The organism is Streptomyces endocoffeicus (assembly GCF_016741935.1).
Taxonomy (GTDB): Bacteria; Actinomycetota; Actinomycetes; order Streptomycetales; family Streptomycetaceae; genus Streptomyces; species Streptomyces endocoffeicus.
In genome coordinates this window covers 1-16096 of record NZ_JAERRG010000076.1, presented here as the reverse complement: position 1 = coordinate 16096, position 16096 = coordinate 1, and the positions used below count along the sequence as shown (strand labels likewise).

Sequence of the window (16096 nt, the reverse complement as noted above, 5' to 3'; positions counted from 1 at the left end):
ATATGGCAAGGGGCCGCTGCGCTGCCCCTTGCCCGGCACATACCGCATGGGCCAGCTTCACGGCGTCGTCGCGGGCCTCTGTGGCCGTGGCCACCTGTAGCTACTCAGCCAAACGGCCCTTGGGGCCCCGGGGCGCGGGGCACAGCCCCGGTGGGGGCCCGGGGTCTGCCCCGGGTTCGGGGAGGGGTGGGGTGGGGTGGGGGACCGGAACGCCGTGGGGTTACGAGGCTGTGAGCGAAGTTCCCGGCTCACGCGGGTCGTCGCCGACGTGGGTAGGGCCTGGAGTCTCAGGTGATGTCGCCACCCAGAGGGCAGCTTCATGCAACGGGAACCGGCACGGGCAGCTGATCGTCATGCAGAGCATGCCTTCTGCGCTCATTCTTGGTTTCGACCCGCACGCAGTGCCTGGTATGGACGGGGACGCCATGCGCGCGGTCCTGGACAAGGAACTGGCCCGTTTTGGCGAACATGCCGTCGATGCTTCCGTGACGCTGATTGCGCCGGACGAATCAGCCGAGTCCACGGTGGTCGCAGCGCTCTCCGAACGAGACTGGGACGTCGTCGTCATCGGGGGTGGGATACGCAAGCCTGAACCTCTGCTGACGTTCTTCGAGCAGGTCGTGAACCTGGTCCGGCAGCATGCACCGGGGGCCGCTATCGCGTTCAACACCAGCATCGGCGACAGCGTCGAGGCAGCCATGCGGTGGCTATGAGACCCAGCCCGGCAAAGATCAACGGGGATGGGGTGGAAGTCGGGCGTGACGTGGAGGCGGCCGCACGGGTTCCTCGTGTGTGACGACGAGGGAATGGGCCCGTGCGGCCTTGTCCCATCCAGCCTTCACGGGTATCTCCCATGCGCATCTCGGCGGTTTGCTCGAGGAGTTGGCCGCTCCATGGACTGCACGCTGTCAGTCCGCGCTGCAGGAGCGGCGAGGCGGAAAGCGCAGGCAGCAGCCGGGCGCCGGGCCGAAGCACGACCTGGTGTTCACCGACCGGGTGCTGGTCACCCTGGTTGGGGGATCGCCGAGGTAAGCCCAAAAGGGGCCACGAGATGATCTTGAAGCTCTAGTGAGTCACCGTACGGTCTGCGGTTGGGCCCGGGGGCTGGGGAGTTCGCAGGTCTGGAGGGCGGCGAAGTCGGCGTGGGCCGCCTCGACGGCTTCGGGGTACGCCTCGCGCTTGGCGTGCTCGGCGAGCGCCCGGTAGATGCTGGCGACGGAGGGGTTCTGGCCCTTGCGCTTGCCGGTGGGGATGATCAGGTCGGGCTGGATCTGCTCGATGGACTCGCCGTTCGCCCTACGGCGGAGCACGGTGTGCAGCATGTCGTCGGTGATGACCGGCGGCCGGCCGCCGTGTTTGCCCTTGCGGGCCGCGGTGTCGAGCCCCTCCAGCGTCGACTCGCGGATGTTCTCCCGTTCGGTCTCCGCCATCGCGGCGAAGAACGCGAACAGCAGCGGCGCCGCGCCGGTGGGGTCGTAGATGCCGGGCAGAGGCCCGGAGAGCATCTCCAGGACCAGGCCGTGGGCGGTGAGGTGGTCGGCGAGCGCGGTGAGTTCGGCGGCGTCGCGGCCGAGGCGCTTCATCTCGTACACGGTGAAGATGACCCGGCAGTGCGGGGCGTGCGCCTTGATCTCCCGCGCCGTACGGAGCGCCGCCTCGAACTGCGGGCGGACCCGTACTCGGGTGCTGATCTTCTCGCTGAAGATCTTGTCTCTCGGGATGCCGTGCTTGCTGAGGGCATCGAGCTGGGAGTCGAGTTCCTGGCTGAGGTGCGAGCAGCGGGCATAGCCGACGCGGATGTCCGCGCTCGGCAGGTCCGGGTCGACGGCCGTGGGGACCGAGTGGCCGGGCCGCCAGGGCTTGCCGGGGTTGCGGTCGGCGGGAGTCGGCACCCGGAGCGCCTTCTTCAGGCGGGGCACCTGGGTGAAGCGGCGGGTGTGGTACGCGGAGGCGACCGCGCCGCCGCGCGATCGGCACGGCGAGCCGGGCTGTGCGTCGCACTTCGGACAGGCGTGCTGCTCGATGTCGTCCGCGTCCGACCGGTCGGGCGGGGAAGGCTGCTGAGAGACCGTCATGGGCCCGGATCTTCGCATAATGCAAGTCTCAGAAGGGGGTCCGTCCCGCTTTCGAGTGAGAACGGGTTCTGAGAACCGAACCGAGATCAACGAGGGTCCGGCGGGCCGTTATCGATCTTGCTCCGGCAAAGGACCGTTTATGAGAAACACCGCCCGAGACGGTCATCATGCACAGCGAAGGCGGAAGTCCCCGATCGCGCAGATCGGGGACTTCGCCAAGGGCCGCCGGAGGGATCCTGTTGCGGCCCCGGGGTGCCGGCGCCGTTTACGCGGCGGAGGTGAGTTCGGCGCGGCCGAACAACAGCGCGTGGCCGGTGGGGAGCTGGTGGAGGATGCGGGTGATGAGGTCGGGGCCGGCGTGGGCGGCGACGGCCGCGAAGACGGAGCCGGTGTCCCAGCGGGTGGTGGCCAGGGAGGCGCCGGAGCGGGCGGCGAGGTCCTTGACGAAGGCCCATCCGGTCAGCGGCTGGGTGTCGGGGACCTGTGCGGTCAGGACACGTGCGGCTTCCAGGGGCAGGCAGGCGGCCAGGTGGACGCGTTCGTCGCCGGTCAGCTGGCGTCCCAGCCCCGCAAGAACCAGGCGGACGGCTTCCTCGGCTCTCTCGCGGGTGGGGTAGGCGCCTTCGTAGCGGACCTTCTCCAGCATCTGCTCATACGCCGTCGAGTACGGCTGCTGGTGCTCAGCCGGTACGCGCACGTCGGTGATCACTGCGGTGCATGCCTTTCGTGGAGCGGTGCGGGTGTGTGGCACCGAGGTAGGGGTCAGGTGGGCTGGGGGCGGCCGAAGAGGAGGTCGTAGTCGGCGGGGAGCTGGAGCAGGATCTGCCCCAGCAGGTCCTCGCCGGCCGTGTCGGCGACCGTGGACAGCACGGCGCTGACGTCCCAGGTCGCGGTCTGCTCGGTGGCGCCCTCGATCCAGGCTGCGGTCGCCCTCACGAACCGCTCCGGGGGCAGCGGTTCGGCGCTCTGCAGCGGGTTGAGCAGGATCAGGGCGAATTCCTCCGGGAGACGTGCCGCGAGCTGGGCGCGAACCTCGCCGACCAGATGCGCGCCGAGCAGGGCGAGCACCACACGGGCCGCGCGCTCGGCTTCCTCCACAGTGCCGTACTCGCCGCGCTCCTTCACGTGGTCGAGGAACGCTTCGCGTCGCAGAGTCATCTCGCCGCCGCCCCTTCTTGTTCTTCGGCCTGCCCACGGGGTGCGGAGGACGGGGTGAGGGGGAGATCAGATGCCCGTCCTCCGCACCTGTCCGGCCGGTGTCAGCCGGAGATCTCCTTGTGGCCGGTCCCGACGCCGATGGAGATCTTGCGGGGCTTGGCACGCTCGGCGATCGGGATACGCAGGGTCAGCACGCCCGCGTCGTAGTCGGCCTTGATGTGCTCGGTGTCCAGGGTGTCGGCGAGCACGATCTGGCGGGAGAAGACGCCCAGCGGCCGCTCGGACAGCTCCATCTGCACGTCGTCGGCCTTCGCCACCGGCCGGCGCTCCGCCTTGACCGTCAGCATGTTCCGCTCGACGTCGATGTCGATCGCGTCCGCGCTGACGCCGGGAAGGTCGAAGGCCACCACGTACTCGTCACCCTCGCGGTAGGCATCCATCGGCATCGCCGACGGCCTCGACCAAGTGCCCGGGCCCATCAGCTGCTGCGCCAGCCGGTCCAGCTCACGGAAGGGGTCAGTGCGCATCAACATCGTGAAAACACCTCCAGCAGGTTCAGGCAGTTACTGCCAATGCGCCTCACTGACACCGTTGTAACATGTCATCCAATGGATGACAAACACGATGTCGTCTACATGATGACAACCCGAGGGAGGTGCCCGTGACCGCACCCGACCAGCCGGTCTCCACCGACACCGACGCCCACAGTCCGGCGTCGTTCCTCGCCGCCGCGGCGGCCCTGAAAGCCATAGACGACGCCCTGCGCGACGCCCAGCACGAGACCCCCGACACCCTCGGCGCCGGGCCGGCCCCGGAGCAGGCCCTCGCCTCGCTGATGCTGCTGCGGCAGGTACGTGAGCGGCTCGCCGGATGGGAGACCGGCCTGATCGAAACGGCCCGGAACGCGGGCGCCAGCTGGGCCGACCTCGCCTCTCCCCTGGGTGTCGCCAGCCGCCAGGCCGCCGAGCGCCGCTACCTGCGCGGCCGCCCCGGCCCGGCCGGGACCACCGGCGAACAGCGCGTGACGGCCACCCGTCAGGCCCGGGCCGCCGACCGCAACACCGCCACCTGGGCCCGCCGCAATGCGGCCGACCTGCGCCGCCTCGCCGGCCAGATCACCGCCCTCACCGACCTTCCCCCCGCCGCCCGCCGCCCGCTCAATGAGCTGCACGCGGCCCTTGCCCACAACGACCCCGCCGACCTCATCGCCCCCCTGGCCGCCGCCCGCCCCCTCCTGGCCGCCGCCCACCCCGACCTCGCCGCCCGGCTCGACACCCTCACTCCCCCCTGACCCCGCCCGGTGCCCCGCAACAGCCCAGTCAGCCTCCGCCCCGGGTGAACCCCCGATTGCCCTCGAAGTCCGGCGGCAGATCGTCCTCCGGGTTACGCCACCGGTTCGCCCCCGGCACCCAGATCTCCCGCCGACGCAGCGCATCAGCGGTTCAAATCATCCCATGGCCCCTTTTGGGCTCACCTCGGCGATACCCCTGGTTCACCTGCGTCACCAGTTCCCGCACGCCGCTCTTGCGGAGCTGTACGGCCTGGAGCGGTCCACCATCACCCGGGCGATCGGGGAGATCCGCCCGCTGCTGGCCGAGCGGGGCTTCGCCGTCCCCGACCGGCCCGGGGTGCGGCTGCGCACGCTGGCAGACGTGTTCGCCTACGCCGCTGCCGAGAACGTCACCTTGCGGATCGACGGCACCGAGACCCAGGTCCGCCGTCCCAAGGCCCACCGGCCTGGCCGGTGCGCGTTCGTCTCTGGCAAGAAGAAGCAGAACACCATGAAGACAACCACCATCAGCGACTCGCAGGGCCGCACCCTGTGGTCCGGGGCCGACCGGCCCGGCCGCATGCATGACCAGACCGCGATGCGCACCGAGGGCATCGCCGAGCAGCTCCGCCTGCACTCGCAGGTGAAGGCGGAGGTCGACGAGGGCCGAGGGCTGGCCAACGAGTTCCCCGACCAGGTCAGCGCCCCGCCGAAGAAACCGAAGGAGGATGCCCCACTCGGCGAGCAGTACGCCTGGCGCGAGATGCGACGCCGTCAGTCATCAGCGCGGATCTGCGTCGAACACGCCAACGCCGAGCACAAGCAATGGCGCCCACTGCAACGCTTCCTCGGACGGCGCGAGCACTACCCAGCGACCCACCGTGCCATCGTCGGCCTGGTCTCCGACCGCGCCGCCCAGCGCGCCACCCGACGCAAGCCGAGCACCGAACTCGTGCCCGTCAGCATGACGGCCTGCTGAACCGCCCACCAGCCGAACGCTCCGGCCAGGACGCCCCGAACGCATTCGCTCACAACCTCGTTAGCGGCGGCCTCGGAAGCGGCGGCGTTCCGGGGGGTGGGCGGGAGACGTGTCGGCCAGGCGGATCACCGCGTCCTCCGCGCCGCCGTCCCGGCCCGCCACGACCGGCTTCAGTGAGCGGGCCGCCTTCGCCCGGTACTGGGCCGCGTCCGCCAGGCGGAAGAGGCGGCGGGCCGACGGCACGGGGCCGATCGGGTCGCCGGTGGACGCGATCCCGCAGGCCACTCCCTCGCCAAGTTCCAGCTCCGCCGCCCGCCGGCACAGCTCATCGGCCACCCGGACCACCTCGTCCGCCGGGGGCCCGACCCCCAGCAGGCAGAACTCGTCGCCGCCCAGCCGGGCCACCAGCGCCCCGGGCAGCATCGCGCCGCATATGGACAGCAATGAGCCGAATCGTTCCAGCAAGCGATCGCCGACCGCATGGCCGAGGGTGTCGTTCACCCGCTTGAGACCGTTGAGGTCGCAGACCACCAGGCTCACCACCGTGCCGTCCGCGTGGAACGCCTCCAGCGCCTCGTCCAGCCGTATGTCCACCGCCCGCCGGTTGCCGAGACCCGTCAGCGGATCGGTGAAGGCGAGGCGGCGGGCTTCCTCCAGGCGCTCGGTCTGGGCCAGCCCGGCGGCGGTCACCGAGGCCAGCACGGTCGCGAAGTCGGCGTCGTCGCGGTCGAAGACGGGCCGCCCGGCCGCCCGGGCCACGTACAGCTCGCCCCACGCCCGCCCGTGCAGCACGATCGGGGCCACCACACAGCTGCCGCGCCCTCGCCGCCGCAGCGCGGCCACCCTGCCCCAGCCGCCGCTGGGCGGGGCCGAGCCGACGCCGGTGCCCACGCCCTCGGCCGTCTCGACCCAGGCATGCGGCTCCCCGCCCGCGGCCCAGTGCTCATGCACGAATTCGGCGATCTCCGGGAAGTCGTGCACCGGATACGACTCGTCCTCCGGCAGCCGCTCCTCGCCCGCCATCAGCTCGCCCACGTTCACCAGGACCCGCAGCCGTCCCCGCTCGCGCTCCCACATCGAGATCGCCGCGAAGCTGCCGTCGAGGGCGCGGCGGGCCGCCTCGGCCGCCGCGCCCATCGACTCCTGCGGGGTGTGCGCCGCCGCCATCTCCTGAGCGAGCCGTACGACGGCCCGCAATCGTCCGTCGACCCCATCGGGCCGCCCGCCGATCTCCCCGTTGTCCGTCACGACGGCCTCGCATTCCTCACGGCCATGCATCGTTCGCATCGTTCGCTCTGCTCTCCAGCGTAAGAACGTCGAGAACAATCCGCTGCGGGCCGTTCACCCCGGGTATCCGAGCGAACGGTCACCCCCGGTGGCCGCTTCGCTCCCCCCGGGCCGGGGCCACTCCCCGGATCCGGTCAACTTCCCCGGTCCGGGGTCGCTACTCCTCCGGCCGGGGTCCAGCACTCCGCCCAGTCCCGGGACCGCTACTCCTCCGGCCGGGATCCAGCACTCCGCCCAGTCCCAGGGCCGCCACTCCTCCGCCCGGGGTCCGGCACTCCGCCCAGTCCCAGGGTCGCTACTCCTCCGCCCGGTCCCGGTCCGCTACTCCCCCGGCCAGTTCGCCGGACGCTTCTCGTTGAACGCGGCCACACCCTCCGCGCGGTCCCCGGAGAAGGCCACCGTCCGCCACGCCGCGTCCTCGACCTCCAGACCGGCCCGCAGATCCAGCCCCTGCCCCAGCCGCAGCGCCTTCTTGGCGGCCCGCACGCCGACCGGGGAGTTGGCGGCGATGCCGCGGGCCAGTTCCAGGGCTTCCGCCCGGTCCTCGCCCTCCGCCGTCAGCCGGTCCACCAGGCCCAGCGCATGGGCCTCCGCGGCGGCCACCCGGCGCGCGGAGAAGATCAGTTCGGCGGCGCGCGCGGCGCCCACCCGGCGCGGCAGCAGCTGGGTGCCGCCCCCGCCCGGGATCACCCCGACCGACACCTCGGGCAGCCCCACCACGGCGGTGGGGTCGGCCACGATCACGTCGCACGACAGGGCCAGCTCGAAGCCGCCGCCCAGCGCGTAGCCGTGCACCGCGGCGATGGCGGGCATCGGCAGCTCCAGCACCCCGGTGTAGGCGGCGCGGGAGACCGGCCGGTGCCGCATCATCTCGGCGTCGGTGAGCGAGTTGCGCTCCTTGAGGTCGGCGCCCACGCAGAAGGCCCGCTCATGGGTCGAGGTCAGCACCACGGCCCGGACGTCGCGGTCCTCGGACAGCGCCGCGCAGGCCGCCGCGATGGAGCGCGCCATCTCCGACGAGACGGCGTTCATGGCCTTGGGCCGGTCCAGCACCAGCTCGGCCACGAAGCCGTCCCTGCGGACCGCGACCCACTCCCCGTACCGCTGCTCACTCATCACGCACTCTCCCGGTTAACGACCGTGAACACACTGCCCGCGATCATTCCAGCTCCCCGGGGCGTGCGGAACCTGTGAGCGCCCGGACAGGCCCTAGCGGCCCCGCCGCCACCGGTTCAGGAAGCCCAGCAGCATCGACTGCTGCTTCTGCCCGTCCTCCCCCTGCCGCTCCGACTCCGGACCCGGCCCCGACCCCGTCGGGGCCTCAGCCGCGGACGCCGCGCCGGTGGCGAACGGCAGCGAGATCGGCGGGATGGGCGGCGGCGGAGGGGTCCCCGGCGGCATCTCCTGCGGCCGGCCTGGCCGCCCCTGCGGGCCCGGCTCCCCCGGGCGGGCGGCGGGCGGCGCACCACGCCGGCTCCCCGGCCTGGGAACGGGAGCGAACCGCACCGGCAGCGTGATCACCCCCCGTACGAAGATCCCGGACAGCCACTTCAGCTCCTCGATCTCCCCGGCGAGCGCCAGATCGGGGACCCGGTCCAGCAGCTTCTCCAGCGCGACGGAGGCGATCAGCCGGGCCGAGGACCGGCCGGGGCAGGCGTGGGCGCCCGCGCCGAACGCCAGATGGGCCCGGTTGCCCTGCTTGTGGGGGGACCTCAGCAGGGCGTCCCGGTTGGTCGCCGCGAAGCTGATCATCACGGCGTCGCCCGCGCGCAGCCGCTTCCCGGCGAGGTTGGTGTCGTGCACCGGGAAGTAGAGCCCCATGTTGGCCAGCGGCGGGTCCGTCCACAGCACCTCGTCGAGGGCGTCCTCGACGAGCATGCTGCCGCCCATCAGCTCGCCCGAGAACCGCTCGTCGGTGAGCAGCACCCGCAGGGCGTTGCCGATCAGACCGGGCACCACCCCGGTCACCATCCCGATCAGCAGCAGCAGCTGCTCGACCAGCTCCTCGTCGCTCAGCCGCGCCGGATGGGCGATCAGCCAGGAGGTGATGTCGGCGCCCGGCTCGCGCCGCTTGAGGTCGATCAGCTCGCGCAGCGCCGCGCCCGAGGTCCGGTCCCCGCCCGAGGGGTCCGAGCCGTCGATGAACGACGCCACGCCCCGCAGCAGCCGGTCCATGATCTCCTGCGGGCAGCCGAAGAGCTGGCTCGTCACCATGATCGGGACCAGTGCGCAGTACGTCCCGATCAGCTCGGCCTCGCCCGCCTCGCAGAACTGGTCGATCAGCGAGTCGGCGATGCGCTCGACATAGTTCCGCAGCGCGCTGGAGTCGATCCGGCCGGTGGTGTCCTCGATGGCGCCGCGCAGCCGCCGGTGCTCCTCGCCGTCCACGAAGTCGACCTGCGGCCGGGGCCTGATGACCTGCGGGGCGTAGCTGGACTCCGGCAGCAGGCCCTCGTTCCTGTCCCGCCAGTGGCGGGGGTCCTTGGAGAAGGTCTCGGGGCGCCGCATGACCTCCAGCGCCGTGTCGTACCCCAGGCACAACATGGCCGGTACGCCTCTGTCCAGCTCCACCGGCGCGAGCTGGCCGTGGGCCTCGCGCAGCCGCCGGTAGACCGCGAAGGGGTCCGCGCCGAACTCGGGCGCGTGGAGCGGTTCGGCACCGGAATCCCCGTGGGCGGGACAGCCCGGCGGAGGTAAGGCGCCCGGACGCTGAGCACTCGAATCGTAAAGCTGGGTCACACGTGCTCCTGGACACCGCCGGGCCCACCCCGCGGGCGGACGCGGACGGTGCTACTTCGACGACAGGACCTGGGATCCACCGAGTGGATCTTGCGGACGTAGGCTAGCCCAACAGGCCCCGCGCCGGGCCCAGTTCAGTGATCCGGTCAGCGCCACCGGAATGATCCGGCCGGGGCCGCGGGAACGTTCCGGACGGAGCTACCGGAACGATCCGGACGCGGCCGCCCGGAACGGTCCGGACTCACCCGCACCACCCGCACCACCCGCACCGCCCGCCCCGCACGGGCTCACGCGCGACGGCTCAGCAGCCACGGCTCCACGACCCCGAGGCCACGCACCGGCCGCTGCCACATCGGCTGCAGCGCGAAGCGGTACGAGGGCGGCTCCTCGCCCTCCTTCTCCGCCGCGGCGGCCGCCTCCGCGGCCTCCGCCTCGGACACCGGGGCCTCCCCCGTGCGGCTCAGCTCCTCGGCGAACGCGCCGTCCACCAGGACCGCGTTCTTGGGAGCTATGGACGTCAGCCGACTGGCCAGATTCACCGTCGTGCCGAAGACATCGCCCATCCGCGTCGTGACCGTGCCGAACGCGATCCCGACCCGCAGCTCGGGCATCGTCTCGTCATGCGTCAGCGTCTCGATCAGGCGCAGCGCGATCTCGGCGGCGATGCCCGCGTCGTCGGCCGCGTAGAGCACCTCGTCGCCCAGCGTCTTGATCAGCCGTCCGCCGTGCGCCGCCACCAGGTCGGCGGCCGTGGTCTCGAACGCCTCGACCAGCTCGCCGAGCTCCTCCTCCTCCAGCCGCCGGGTCAGCCGGGTGAAGCTCACCAGGTCCGCGAAGCCGACCGCCAGCCGCCGGTCCACCATCTCGACGTCGTCCGCCGCCTGCACCACCCGGCCGGTCGCGGCCGCGAGCTGCCGCCGGTAGACGTAGACGAGGAACTCCTCCAGCTCCGGCAGCAACAGCTCGACCAGCGGATACGCGATCTCGGTCCGGGTCATCCCGGTCTCCTGGGGGTCGGTGAGCCCCTCCAGGAAGGAGTCGATCTGCCAGTCGGCGAGCCGGGCGGTGGTCTGGCCGGTGGACCGGGCCACCTGGATGGCCATCGGCTCGCTCAGCAGCCCGGCCTCGACCAGACCGGACAGCCGGCGCAGCGCCAGGACGTCGGCCTCGGTCAGCGCCTTGGCCTGGCCGATGTCGGCGAAGCCCATGGCCCGCCAGAAGCGGGTGGCCAGCTCGACCGAGACGCCCGCGCTGCGGGCGGCCTGGAAGGGGGTGTAGCGCCGCTCGGCGCCGAGGATCAGCTGCTCCAGCCGGAGCGCGATGGGGTCCGGCTGGTCCTCGTCGTCGGGGGCCTCCGCAGCGGCGCTCTCCCGCGCCCCGGTGTCCCGTACGGCCGCGTCGGCCGCGTCGGGCGCGGCGGCGTCCAGCACCTCGCGCTCCTCGGCCGTGCCGGAACCCGCGTCGTCGGCGGTCACTGCCCGCCCCCTGTCCGATCCCTGCGCACTGCCCTTCCGTTCCCTCTTCCCGGCCGGTCCCGAGCTCGCTCACAGCCGCCCCGAGCTGGACCGACCGCGACCACGATACGTCAGGTGTGCCGTAGCTCACTCTGGTGCGGGAGGGTCATTCCTCCCTCGGTACGGAGCGTAGATGCACGATGTCCCCGGCGGAGACCGGCTCCTGAACCCCGCCTTCTGTGGCCAGAACCAGACGCCCGTCGCCGTCGATCGCGACCGCCTCGCCGACGCGCTCCCGGCCGCCCGGAAGCTCGGCGCGCACCTGGCGCCCGAGGGTCGCACAGCCCGCCGCGTACGCCTCCTGGAGGCCGCTCGCCCCGGGGTCGCCCTCGAACCGGCGCCACTCCCCGTACCACTCGGCGATCGAGCGCAGCACGGCCCGCAGCAGCGGATCGCGGTCGGTGGAGACGGCGTCCGCCAGGGCCAGCGACCCCGCGGTGGGAACGGGAAGTTCACCGGCGCGCAGCGAGACGTTCAGCCCCATGCCGATCACCACCGCGTCCCCGGCCCGCTCGGCGAGGATCCCGCCGAACTTCCGCTCCTCGCCCGCGACCGTCACCAGCAGGTCGTTCGGCCACTTCAGCGCGGTGTCCACGCCCGCCGCACGGCTGAGCGCCCCGGCGGCCGCGACCCCGGCCAGCAGCGGCAGCCAACCCCAGCGCTCGGTGGGCACGCCCGCGCCGCCGGGCCGTAGCAGGATGGAGAAGAAGAGCCCGGACCGGGCCGGGGCCGTCCAGGCGCGGTCGAGCCGGCCGCGCCCCGCGGTCTGCTCCTCGGCGATGAGCACCGCGCCCTCGGGGGCTCCGGCCCGCGCCCGGGTGACCAGATCCGTATTGGTCGAGCCGGTCGCCCGCACCACCTCGAGCTCGGTCCACAGCCCGCCGGGGCGCACCAGCCCGCGGCGCAGCGCAGTCGCGTTCAGCGGTGGCCGCTCCAGGTCGGACCAGCGTCCGCGCGCGTCACCTGGGCTCCCTGAGGTGTCAGAAGGCGTCATGGGGGCCAGCCTAGGGTCAGGAGGTGTGGCCAACGACGCAGTGCCACCAGGCGGTGCCGCCGATACGCTACGTGCCGGTAGCCCAGCCAGCGCAAAGCCGCCGAACGGTCCGGAACCCCCGAAACCCGACAGGACCCGTCTGATCACGATCACCACCCGTACCGCCCCGTTCCCCGCCTTCCCCCGATCCTGAAGACCCGCCGTATCCACCCCCAGGACGAGCAGGAGCCGCATCCCGATGTCCACCGAGCCGGAGACCGCCCCCGAGATTCCAGACCGCCACACCACCGCGGGGAAGCTCGCGGACCTGCAGCGCCGCATCGAAGAAGCGACCCACGCCGGGTCCGCGCGCGCGGTGGAGAAGCAGCACGCCAAGGGCAAGCTGACCGCCCGCGAACGCATCGGCCTCCTCCTGGACGAGGGGTCCTTCACCGAGCTCGACGAGTTCGCCCGGCATCGCTCGACCAACTTCGGCATCGACCAGAACCGGCCCTACGGGGACGGGGTCGTGACCGGTTACGGCACGGTCGACGGGCGCCCGGTGGCCGTGTTCTCCCAGGACTTCACGGTCTTCGGCGGGGCGCTCGGGGAAGTGTTCGGCGAGAAGATCGTCAAGGTCATGGACTTCGCGCTGAAGACCGGCTGCCCGGTCGTCGGCATCAACGACTCCGGTGGCGCCCGCATCCAGGAGGGCGTGGTCTCGCTCGGCATGTACGGCGAGATCTTCCGCCGCAACACCCACGCCTCCGGGGTGATTCCGCAGATCAGCCTGGTCGTGGGCCCGTGCGCGGGCGGGGCGGTCTACTCCCCGGCGATCACCGACTTCACGGTGATGGTCGACCAGACCTCGCACATGTTCATCACGGGGCCCGATGTGATCAAGACGGTCACGGGCGAGGACGTCGGCTTCGAGGCGCTGGGCGGCGCCCGGACCCACAACACCACCTCCGGTGTCGCGCACCACATGGCCGGGGACGAGAAGGACGGCATCGAGTACGTCAAGGCGCTGCTGTCGTACCTGCCGTCCAACAACCTCTCCGAGCCGCCCGCCTTCCCCGACGAGGACGCCGATCTCGAGGTCTCGGACGAGGACCGGGAGATGGACACCCTCATCCCGGACTCGGCGAACCAGCCGTACGACATGCACCGGGCGATCGAGCACGTCCTGGACGACGGCGAGTTCCTGGAGACCCAGTCGCTCTTCGCGCCCAACATCATCACCGGCTTCGGGCGGGTCGAGGGCCGCCCGGTGGGCATCGTCGCCAACCAGCCGCTGCAGTTGGCCGGCTGTCTGGACATCGACGCCTCGGAGAAGGCCGCGCGCTTCGTGCGCACCTGCGACGCGTTCAACGTGCCCGTGCTGACCTTCGTGGACGTGCCCGGCTTCCTGCCCGGCACCGACCAGGAGTACGACGGCATCATCCGGCGCGGCGCCAAGCTGATCTTCGCCTACGCGGAGGCCACCGTCCCGCTGATCACGGTCATCACCCGCAAGGCGTTCGGCGGCGCGTACGACGTGATGGGCTCCAAGCACCTGGGCGCGGACCTCAACATGGCCTGGCCGACCGCGCAGATCGCGGTCATGGGCGCCCAGGGCGCGGTCAACATCCTCCACCGGCGCACCATCGCCGCCTCCGACGATCCGGAGGCCACCCGCACCGAGCTGATCGCGGACTACGAGGACACCCTCCTCAATCCGTATATCGCGGCCGAGCGAGGGTATGTGGATGCTGTGATCATGCCCTCCGAGACCCGTCGCCACATCGTCCGCGGTCTGCGGACGTTGCGGAACAAGCGCGAAGCGCTGCCCCCGAAGAAGCACGGCAACATCCCCCTCTAGCCCCCGAGCGAAGGGCTGTTTCCATGATCCGCATTGTCCGGGGCAACCCGACCCCCGAGGAGTTGGCCGCCGCTCTGGCGGTGGTGCAAGCACGCGCGGCGGCAGTCATGGCCGCTGCGCGGACCGAGGACGATCCGGAGGAGTGGTCCGACCCGGCCCGCACCGTCCCCAGCCACCGGGTGCCGCACCCGGGTCCCAAGGCGTGGCGCACCACCTACTGGCCCGCCTGAGCCGCCCGCGGGGGGCCGAATGGCAGCTTCGCGCCGGGGCGCCTGAGTACGCGTACTCAGGCGCCCCGGCGTCTCCGGCCTCAGGATCGGATTCATGCTGTGGTCCGAGCCGCCCGATGAGCCGCCCGAGGAACTGCGGCGCGCCGAGGCCATGCTCCGCCGCGCCCGCACCGTTCTGACCGTCGCCGTGCTGCTGGCGATGTGCATCCTCGGCATGTGGCCCTAGCGGGTGTCCGCCGGTACGCGTACGCCTGCGGCGGACTGCTCCCCGCCCCGCCCCTTCCCACAACTGGGGCTCCGCCCCAGACCCCGGGGTCCAGGGGCGAAGCCCCTGCCACGCGGCGGACACCCGGTAGCAGGTGCCCCTGGCCCCCGGCCCCTCGCCGGGAGCGGCTTACCCTGGTGCGCATGACTGCGCAGCGCACTCTCGTTCTCGCGTCCGCCTCGCCCGCCCGGCTCGGGCTGCTGCGGCAGGCCGGATTGGCGCCGAAGGTGACCGTCAGCGGGGTGGACGAGGACGCGATCGACGCCGAGACCCCCGCCGAGCTGGCCCGGGTGCTGGCCGAGGCGAAGGCCACCGCCGTGGCCGGGCTTCCGGAGACGGCCGGCTCCCTCGTCGTCGGCTGCGACTCGGTGCTGGAGCTCGACGGTCAGGCGCTCGGCAAGCCGGCCGACGCCGAGGAGGCCACCGCCCGCTGGAAGTCGATGCGCGGCCGGGCCGGGGTGCTGCGCACCGGGCACTGCGTGATCGACACGGCGAGCGGCCGCCGCACCTCGGCCACCGCGTCCACCACCGTCCACTTCGGCGAGCCGACGGACGAGGAGATCGCGGCGTACGTCGCCAGCGGCGAACCGCTGCACGTGGCGGGCGCGTTCACGCTCGACGGGCGTTCGGCGCCGTTCATCGACGGCATCGAGGGCGACTCCGGAAACGTGATCGGGCTGTCCCTGCCGCTGTTCCGCCGGCTGCTCGCCGAACTGGACGTGCGGATCACGGACCTCTGGAACGACTGAGCGCTCCGCGGGAAGTGCCGCGATGCGTCGTCGGCCGACTGCGGCACAGCCCCGCGCCCCTTCGGGGCGCTGCCCGAACCGTACGGGACTTCCTCCGACCTGCTCAGGCGACGACTAGGGAATTCCGGCTAGGCGTTTCCCTGGACTTCCCTTAGGGCTTTCCCTGGATCTTTCCCGGCTCAGGCCGGGCTGCTCAGGCCGGGCTGGGGGCGTCGTGGCCGCCGCCCGCGGCCTCGGCGGAGGGCTCGGCGGGCGACTCCGCCTCGTACCCCAGCAGGCTCAGCACGATCAGCCCCAGCACCACCATCATGAACGCGAACGCCGCCCAGCCCACCAGGCCGACCGAGAACGCGCCCAACAGCCCGTGCACCACCGCACAGGTGATGAGCAGGATGCGGGCCAGGCGGCCGGGGGCGCGGTCGCGCACCGCGGTGCGCAGCAGCACCACCCCGCACACCAGCAGATAGAGGCCGAAGAGGCCGCCCGCGACCCAGGTCCCGATCGACATCGCGTCGGTGTCCATGCCGCCCAAGGACATCTGCTGACGGTCCACGACCAGGCCTAGGATCCAGTTCAGCAGCGCTATGCCGACCGCCTCGACCATCAGCGTCACTGCCGCCACCGCGGCCACTGGTCTGCGCGCCACCGCGATCCCCTCCACTCTGTCAGTGCCGAAGCACGCTACTAATGGGTAAGCGCCGCCACAAGAGGTTCGGACGAGCTGAACGCCGTGGCAAAGTTTCCGCCCGGCATTCGTAGGGTCTCCACAAAGAAACGCGAAGCGCCGCAGCACGGCGTGCCGGAGACCTTGCCCACATCGCGGACCGCGCCACGGCCCCGAAAACCGGGCGTACCGTGGAGCGACGGGGGAGCCGGACGTTCGTCCAGCGCGAGGTTCACGCTCCGTGTGGTCAAGCTCACGCCCGGGGTCTGCTCGGCGCGAGGTGTCGCCTGTACCTAAACTCGGCTTGTTTCAAGGAGGGAGCCATCGTGCGC

At 71.8% G+C, this 16096-nt stretch carries 17 protein-coding genes; 7 read left to right on the top strand and 10 right to left on the bottom strand.

From position 1 onward, the window contains the following. Nucleotides 1-362: 362 nt before the first annotated feature. Entirely contained in the window at nucleotides 363-713 is a 351-nt protein-coding gene (locus tag JK364_RS53310) for a hypothetical protein (RefSeq protein ID WP_201858703.1), read from the top strand. Nucleotides 714-1073: 360 nt separating this feature from the next. Here JK364_RS53310 and JK364_RS53305 read toward each other — a convergent pair whose 3' ends face one another. The 4 genes from JK364_RS53305 to JK364_RS53290 all read right to left on the bottom strand — a co-directional run bounded on the left by JK364_RS53305 (nucleotide 1074) and on the right by JK364_RS53290 (nucleotide 3766). After that, complete coding sequence (locus tag JK364_RS53305; protein ID WP_201858702.1) at nucleotides 1074-2075, bottom strand: recombinase family protein; 1002 nt, start codon at nucleotides 2073-2075, stop codon at nucleotides 1074-1076. Nucleotides 2076-2340: 265 nt separating this feature from the next. Next, the gene (locus JK364_RS53300; RefSeq protein WP_201858701.1) at nucleotides 2341-2784 is read right to left on the bottom strand and encodes a DUF2267 domain-containing protein; all 444 of its coding nucleotides are present in this window, start codon (nucleotides 2782-2784) and stop codon (nucleotides 2341-2343) included. A 53-nt stretch (nucleotides 2785-2837) separates the two neighbouring features. Beyond that, on the bottom strand, nucleotides 2838-3233 hold the full coding sequence (locus JK364_RS53295) for a DUF2267 domain-containing protein (RefSeq protein WP_201858700.1): 396 nt from the start codon (nucleotides 3231-3233) through the stop codon (nucleotides 2838-2840). A 101-nt stretch (nucleotides 3234-3334) separates the two neighbouring features. Continuing rightward, nucleotides 3335-3766 carry an Hsp20/alpha crystallin family protein gene (locus JK364_RS53290; protein WP_201858699.1) on the bottom strand — a complete coding sequence of 144 codons (432 nt, stop codon included), beginning with the start codon at nucleotides 3764-3766 and terminating at the stop codon, nucleotides 3335-3337. Nucleotides 3767-3894: 128 nt separating this feature from the next. Between JK364_RS53290 and JK364_RS53285 the strand changes: the two genes are divergently transcribed. Next, nucleotides 3895-4524, top strand: coding sequence for a type III effector protein (locus JK364_RS53285; protein ID WP_201858698.1), 630 nt, complete (start codon nucleotides 3895-3897; stop codon nucleotides 4522-4524). A 163-nt stretch (nucleotides 4525-4687) separates the two neighbouring features. Next, nucleotides 4688-5482: a transposase family protein gene (locus JK364_RS53280; protein WP_201858697.1), complete on the top strand. Its 795-nt coding sequence runs from the start codon at nucleotides 4688-4690 to the stop codon at nucleotides 5480-5482. A gap of 60 nt (nucleotides 5483-5542) precedes the next feature. On the opposite strand, the gene JK364_RS53275 is transcribed toward JK364_RS53280, so the two are convergent. The 5 genes from JK364_RS53275 to JK364_RS53255 all read right to left on the bottom strand — a co-directional run bounded on the left by JK364_RS53275 (nucleotide 5543) and on the right by JK364_RS53255 (nucleotide 12016). Next, nucleotides 5543-6649 carry a GGDEF domain-containing protein gene (locus tag JK364_RS53275; RefSeq protein ID WP_201858705.1) on the bottom strand — a complete coding sequence of 369 codons (1107 nt, stop codon included), beginning with the start codon at nucleotides 6647-6649 and terminating at the stop codon, nucleotides 5543-5545. Nucleotides 6650-7090: 441 nt separating this feature from the next. Then, nucleotides 7091-7885 carry an enoyl-CoA hydratase/isomerase family protein gene (locus JK364_RS53270; RefSeq protein ID WP_137978304.1) on the bottom strand — a complete coding sequence of 265 codons (795 nt, stop codon included), beginning with the start codon at nucleotides 7883-7885 and terminating at the stop codon, nucleotides 7091-7093. A gap of 93 nt (nucleotides 7886-7978) precedes the next feature. Next, complete coding sequence (locus tag JK364_RS53265) at nucleotides 7979-9508, bottom strand: cytochrome P450 family protein (protein WP_201858696.1); 1530 nt, start codon at nucleotides 9506-9508, stop codon at nucleotides 7979-7981. A 287-nt stretch (nucleotides 9509-9795) separates the two neighbouring features. Then, a complete protein-coding gene (locus tag JK364_RS53260; protein WP_201858695.1) occupies nucleotides 9796-10983 on the bottom strand; it encodes an adenylate/guanylate cyclase domain-containing protein in 1188 nt (395 codons plus the stop codon). Between the two features lie 145 nt (nucleotides 10984-11128). Beyond that, nucleotides 11129-12016, bottom strand: coding sequence for a biotin--[acetyl-CoA-carboxylase] ligase (locus tag JK364_RS53255; protein WP_201858694.1), 888 nt, complete (start codon nucleotides 12014-12016; stop codon nucleotides 11129-11131). 238 nt (nucleotides 12017-12254) lie between these two features. Between JK364_RS53255 and JK364_RS53250 the strand changes: the two genes are divergently transcribed. From JK364_RS53250 to JK364_RS53240, 4 genes are all read left to right on the top strand, one after another. After that, entirely contained in the window at nucleotides 12255-13856 is a 1602-nt protein-coding gene (locus tag JK364_RS53250; RefSeq protein ID WP_201858693.1) for an acyl-CoA carboxylase subunit beta, read from the top strand. 23 nt (nucleotides 13857-13879) lie between these two features. After that, complete coding sequence (locus tag JK364_RS53245; RefSeq protein ID WP_201858692.1) at nucleotides 13880-14086, top strand: acyl-CoA carboxylase subunit epsilon; 207 nt, start codon at nucleotides 13880-13882, stop codon at nucleotides 14084-14086. A 94-nt stretch (nucleotides 14087-14180) separates the two neighbouring features. Next, nucleotides 14181-14312, top strand: coding sequence for a morphogenic membrane protein MmpB (mmpB, locus tag JK364_RS57410; RefSeq protein ID WP_256656293.1), 132 nt, complete (start codon nucleotides 14181-14183; stop codon nucleotides 14310-14312). Between the two features lie 182 nt (nucleotides 14313-14494). Then, a complete protein-coding gene (locus tag JK364_RS53240) occupies nucleotides 14495-15100 on the top strand; it encodes a Maf family protein (RefSeq protein ID WP_201858691.1) in 606 nt (201 codons plus the stop codon). Nucleotides 15101-15293: 193 nt separating this feature from the next. On the opposite strand, the gene JK364_RS53235 is transcribed toward JK364_RS53240, so the two are convergent. Further along, nucleotides 15294-15746: a hypothetical protein gene (locus JK364_RS53235; protein ID WP_307841707.1), complete on the bottom strand. Its 453-nt coding sequence runs from the start codon at nucleotides 15744-15746 to the stop codon at nucleotides 15294-15296. Between the last annotated feature and the right edge of the window lie 350 nt (nucleotides 15747-16096).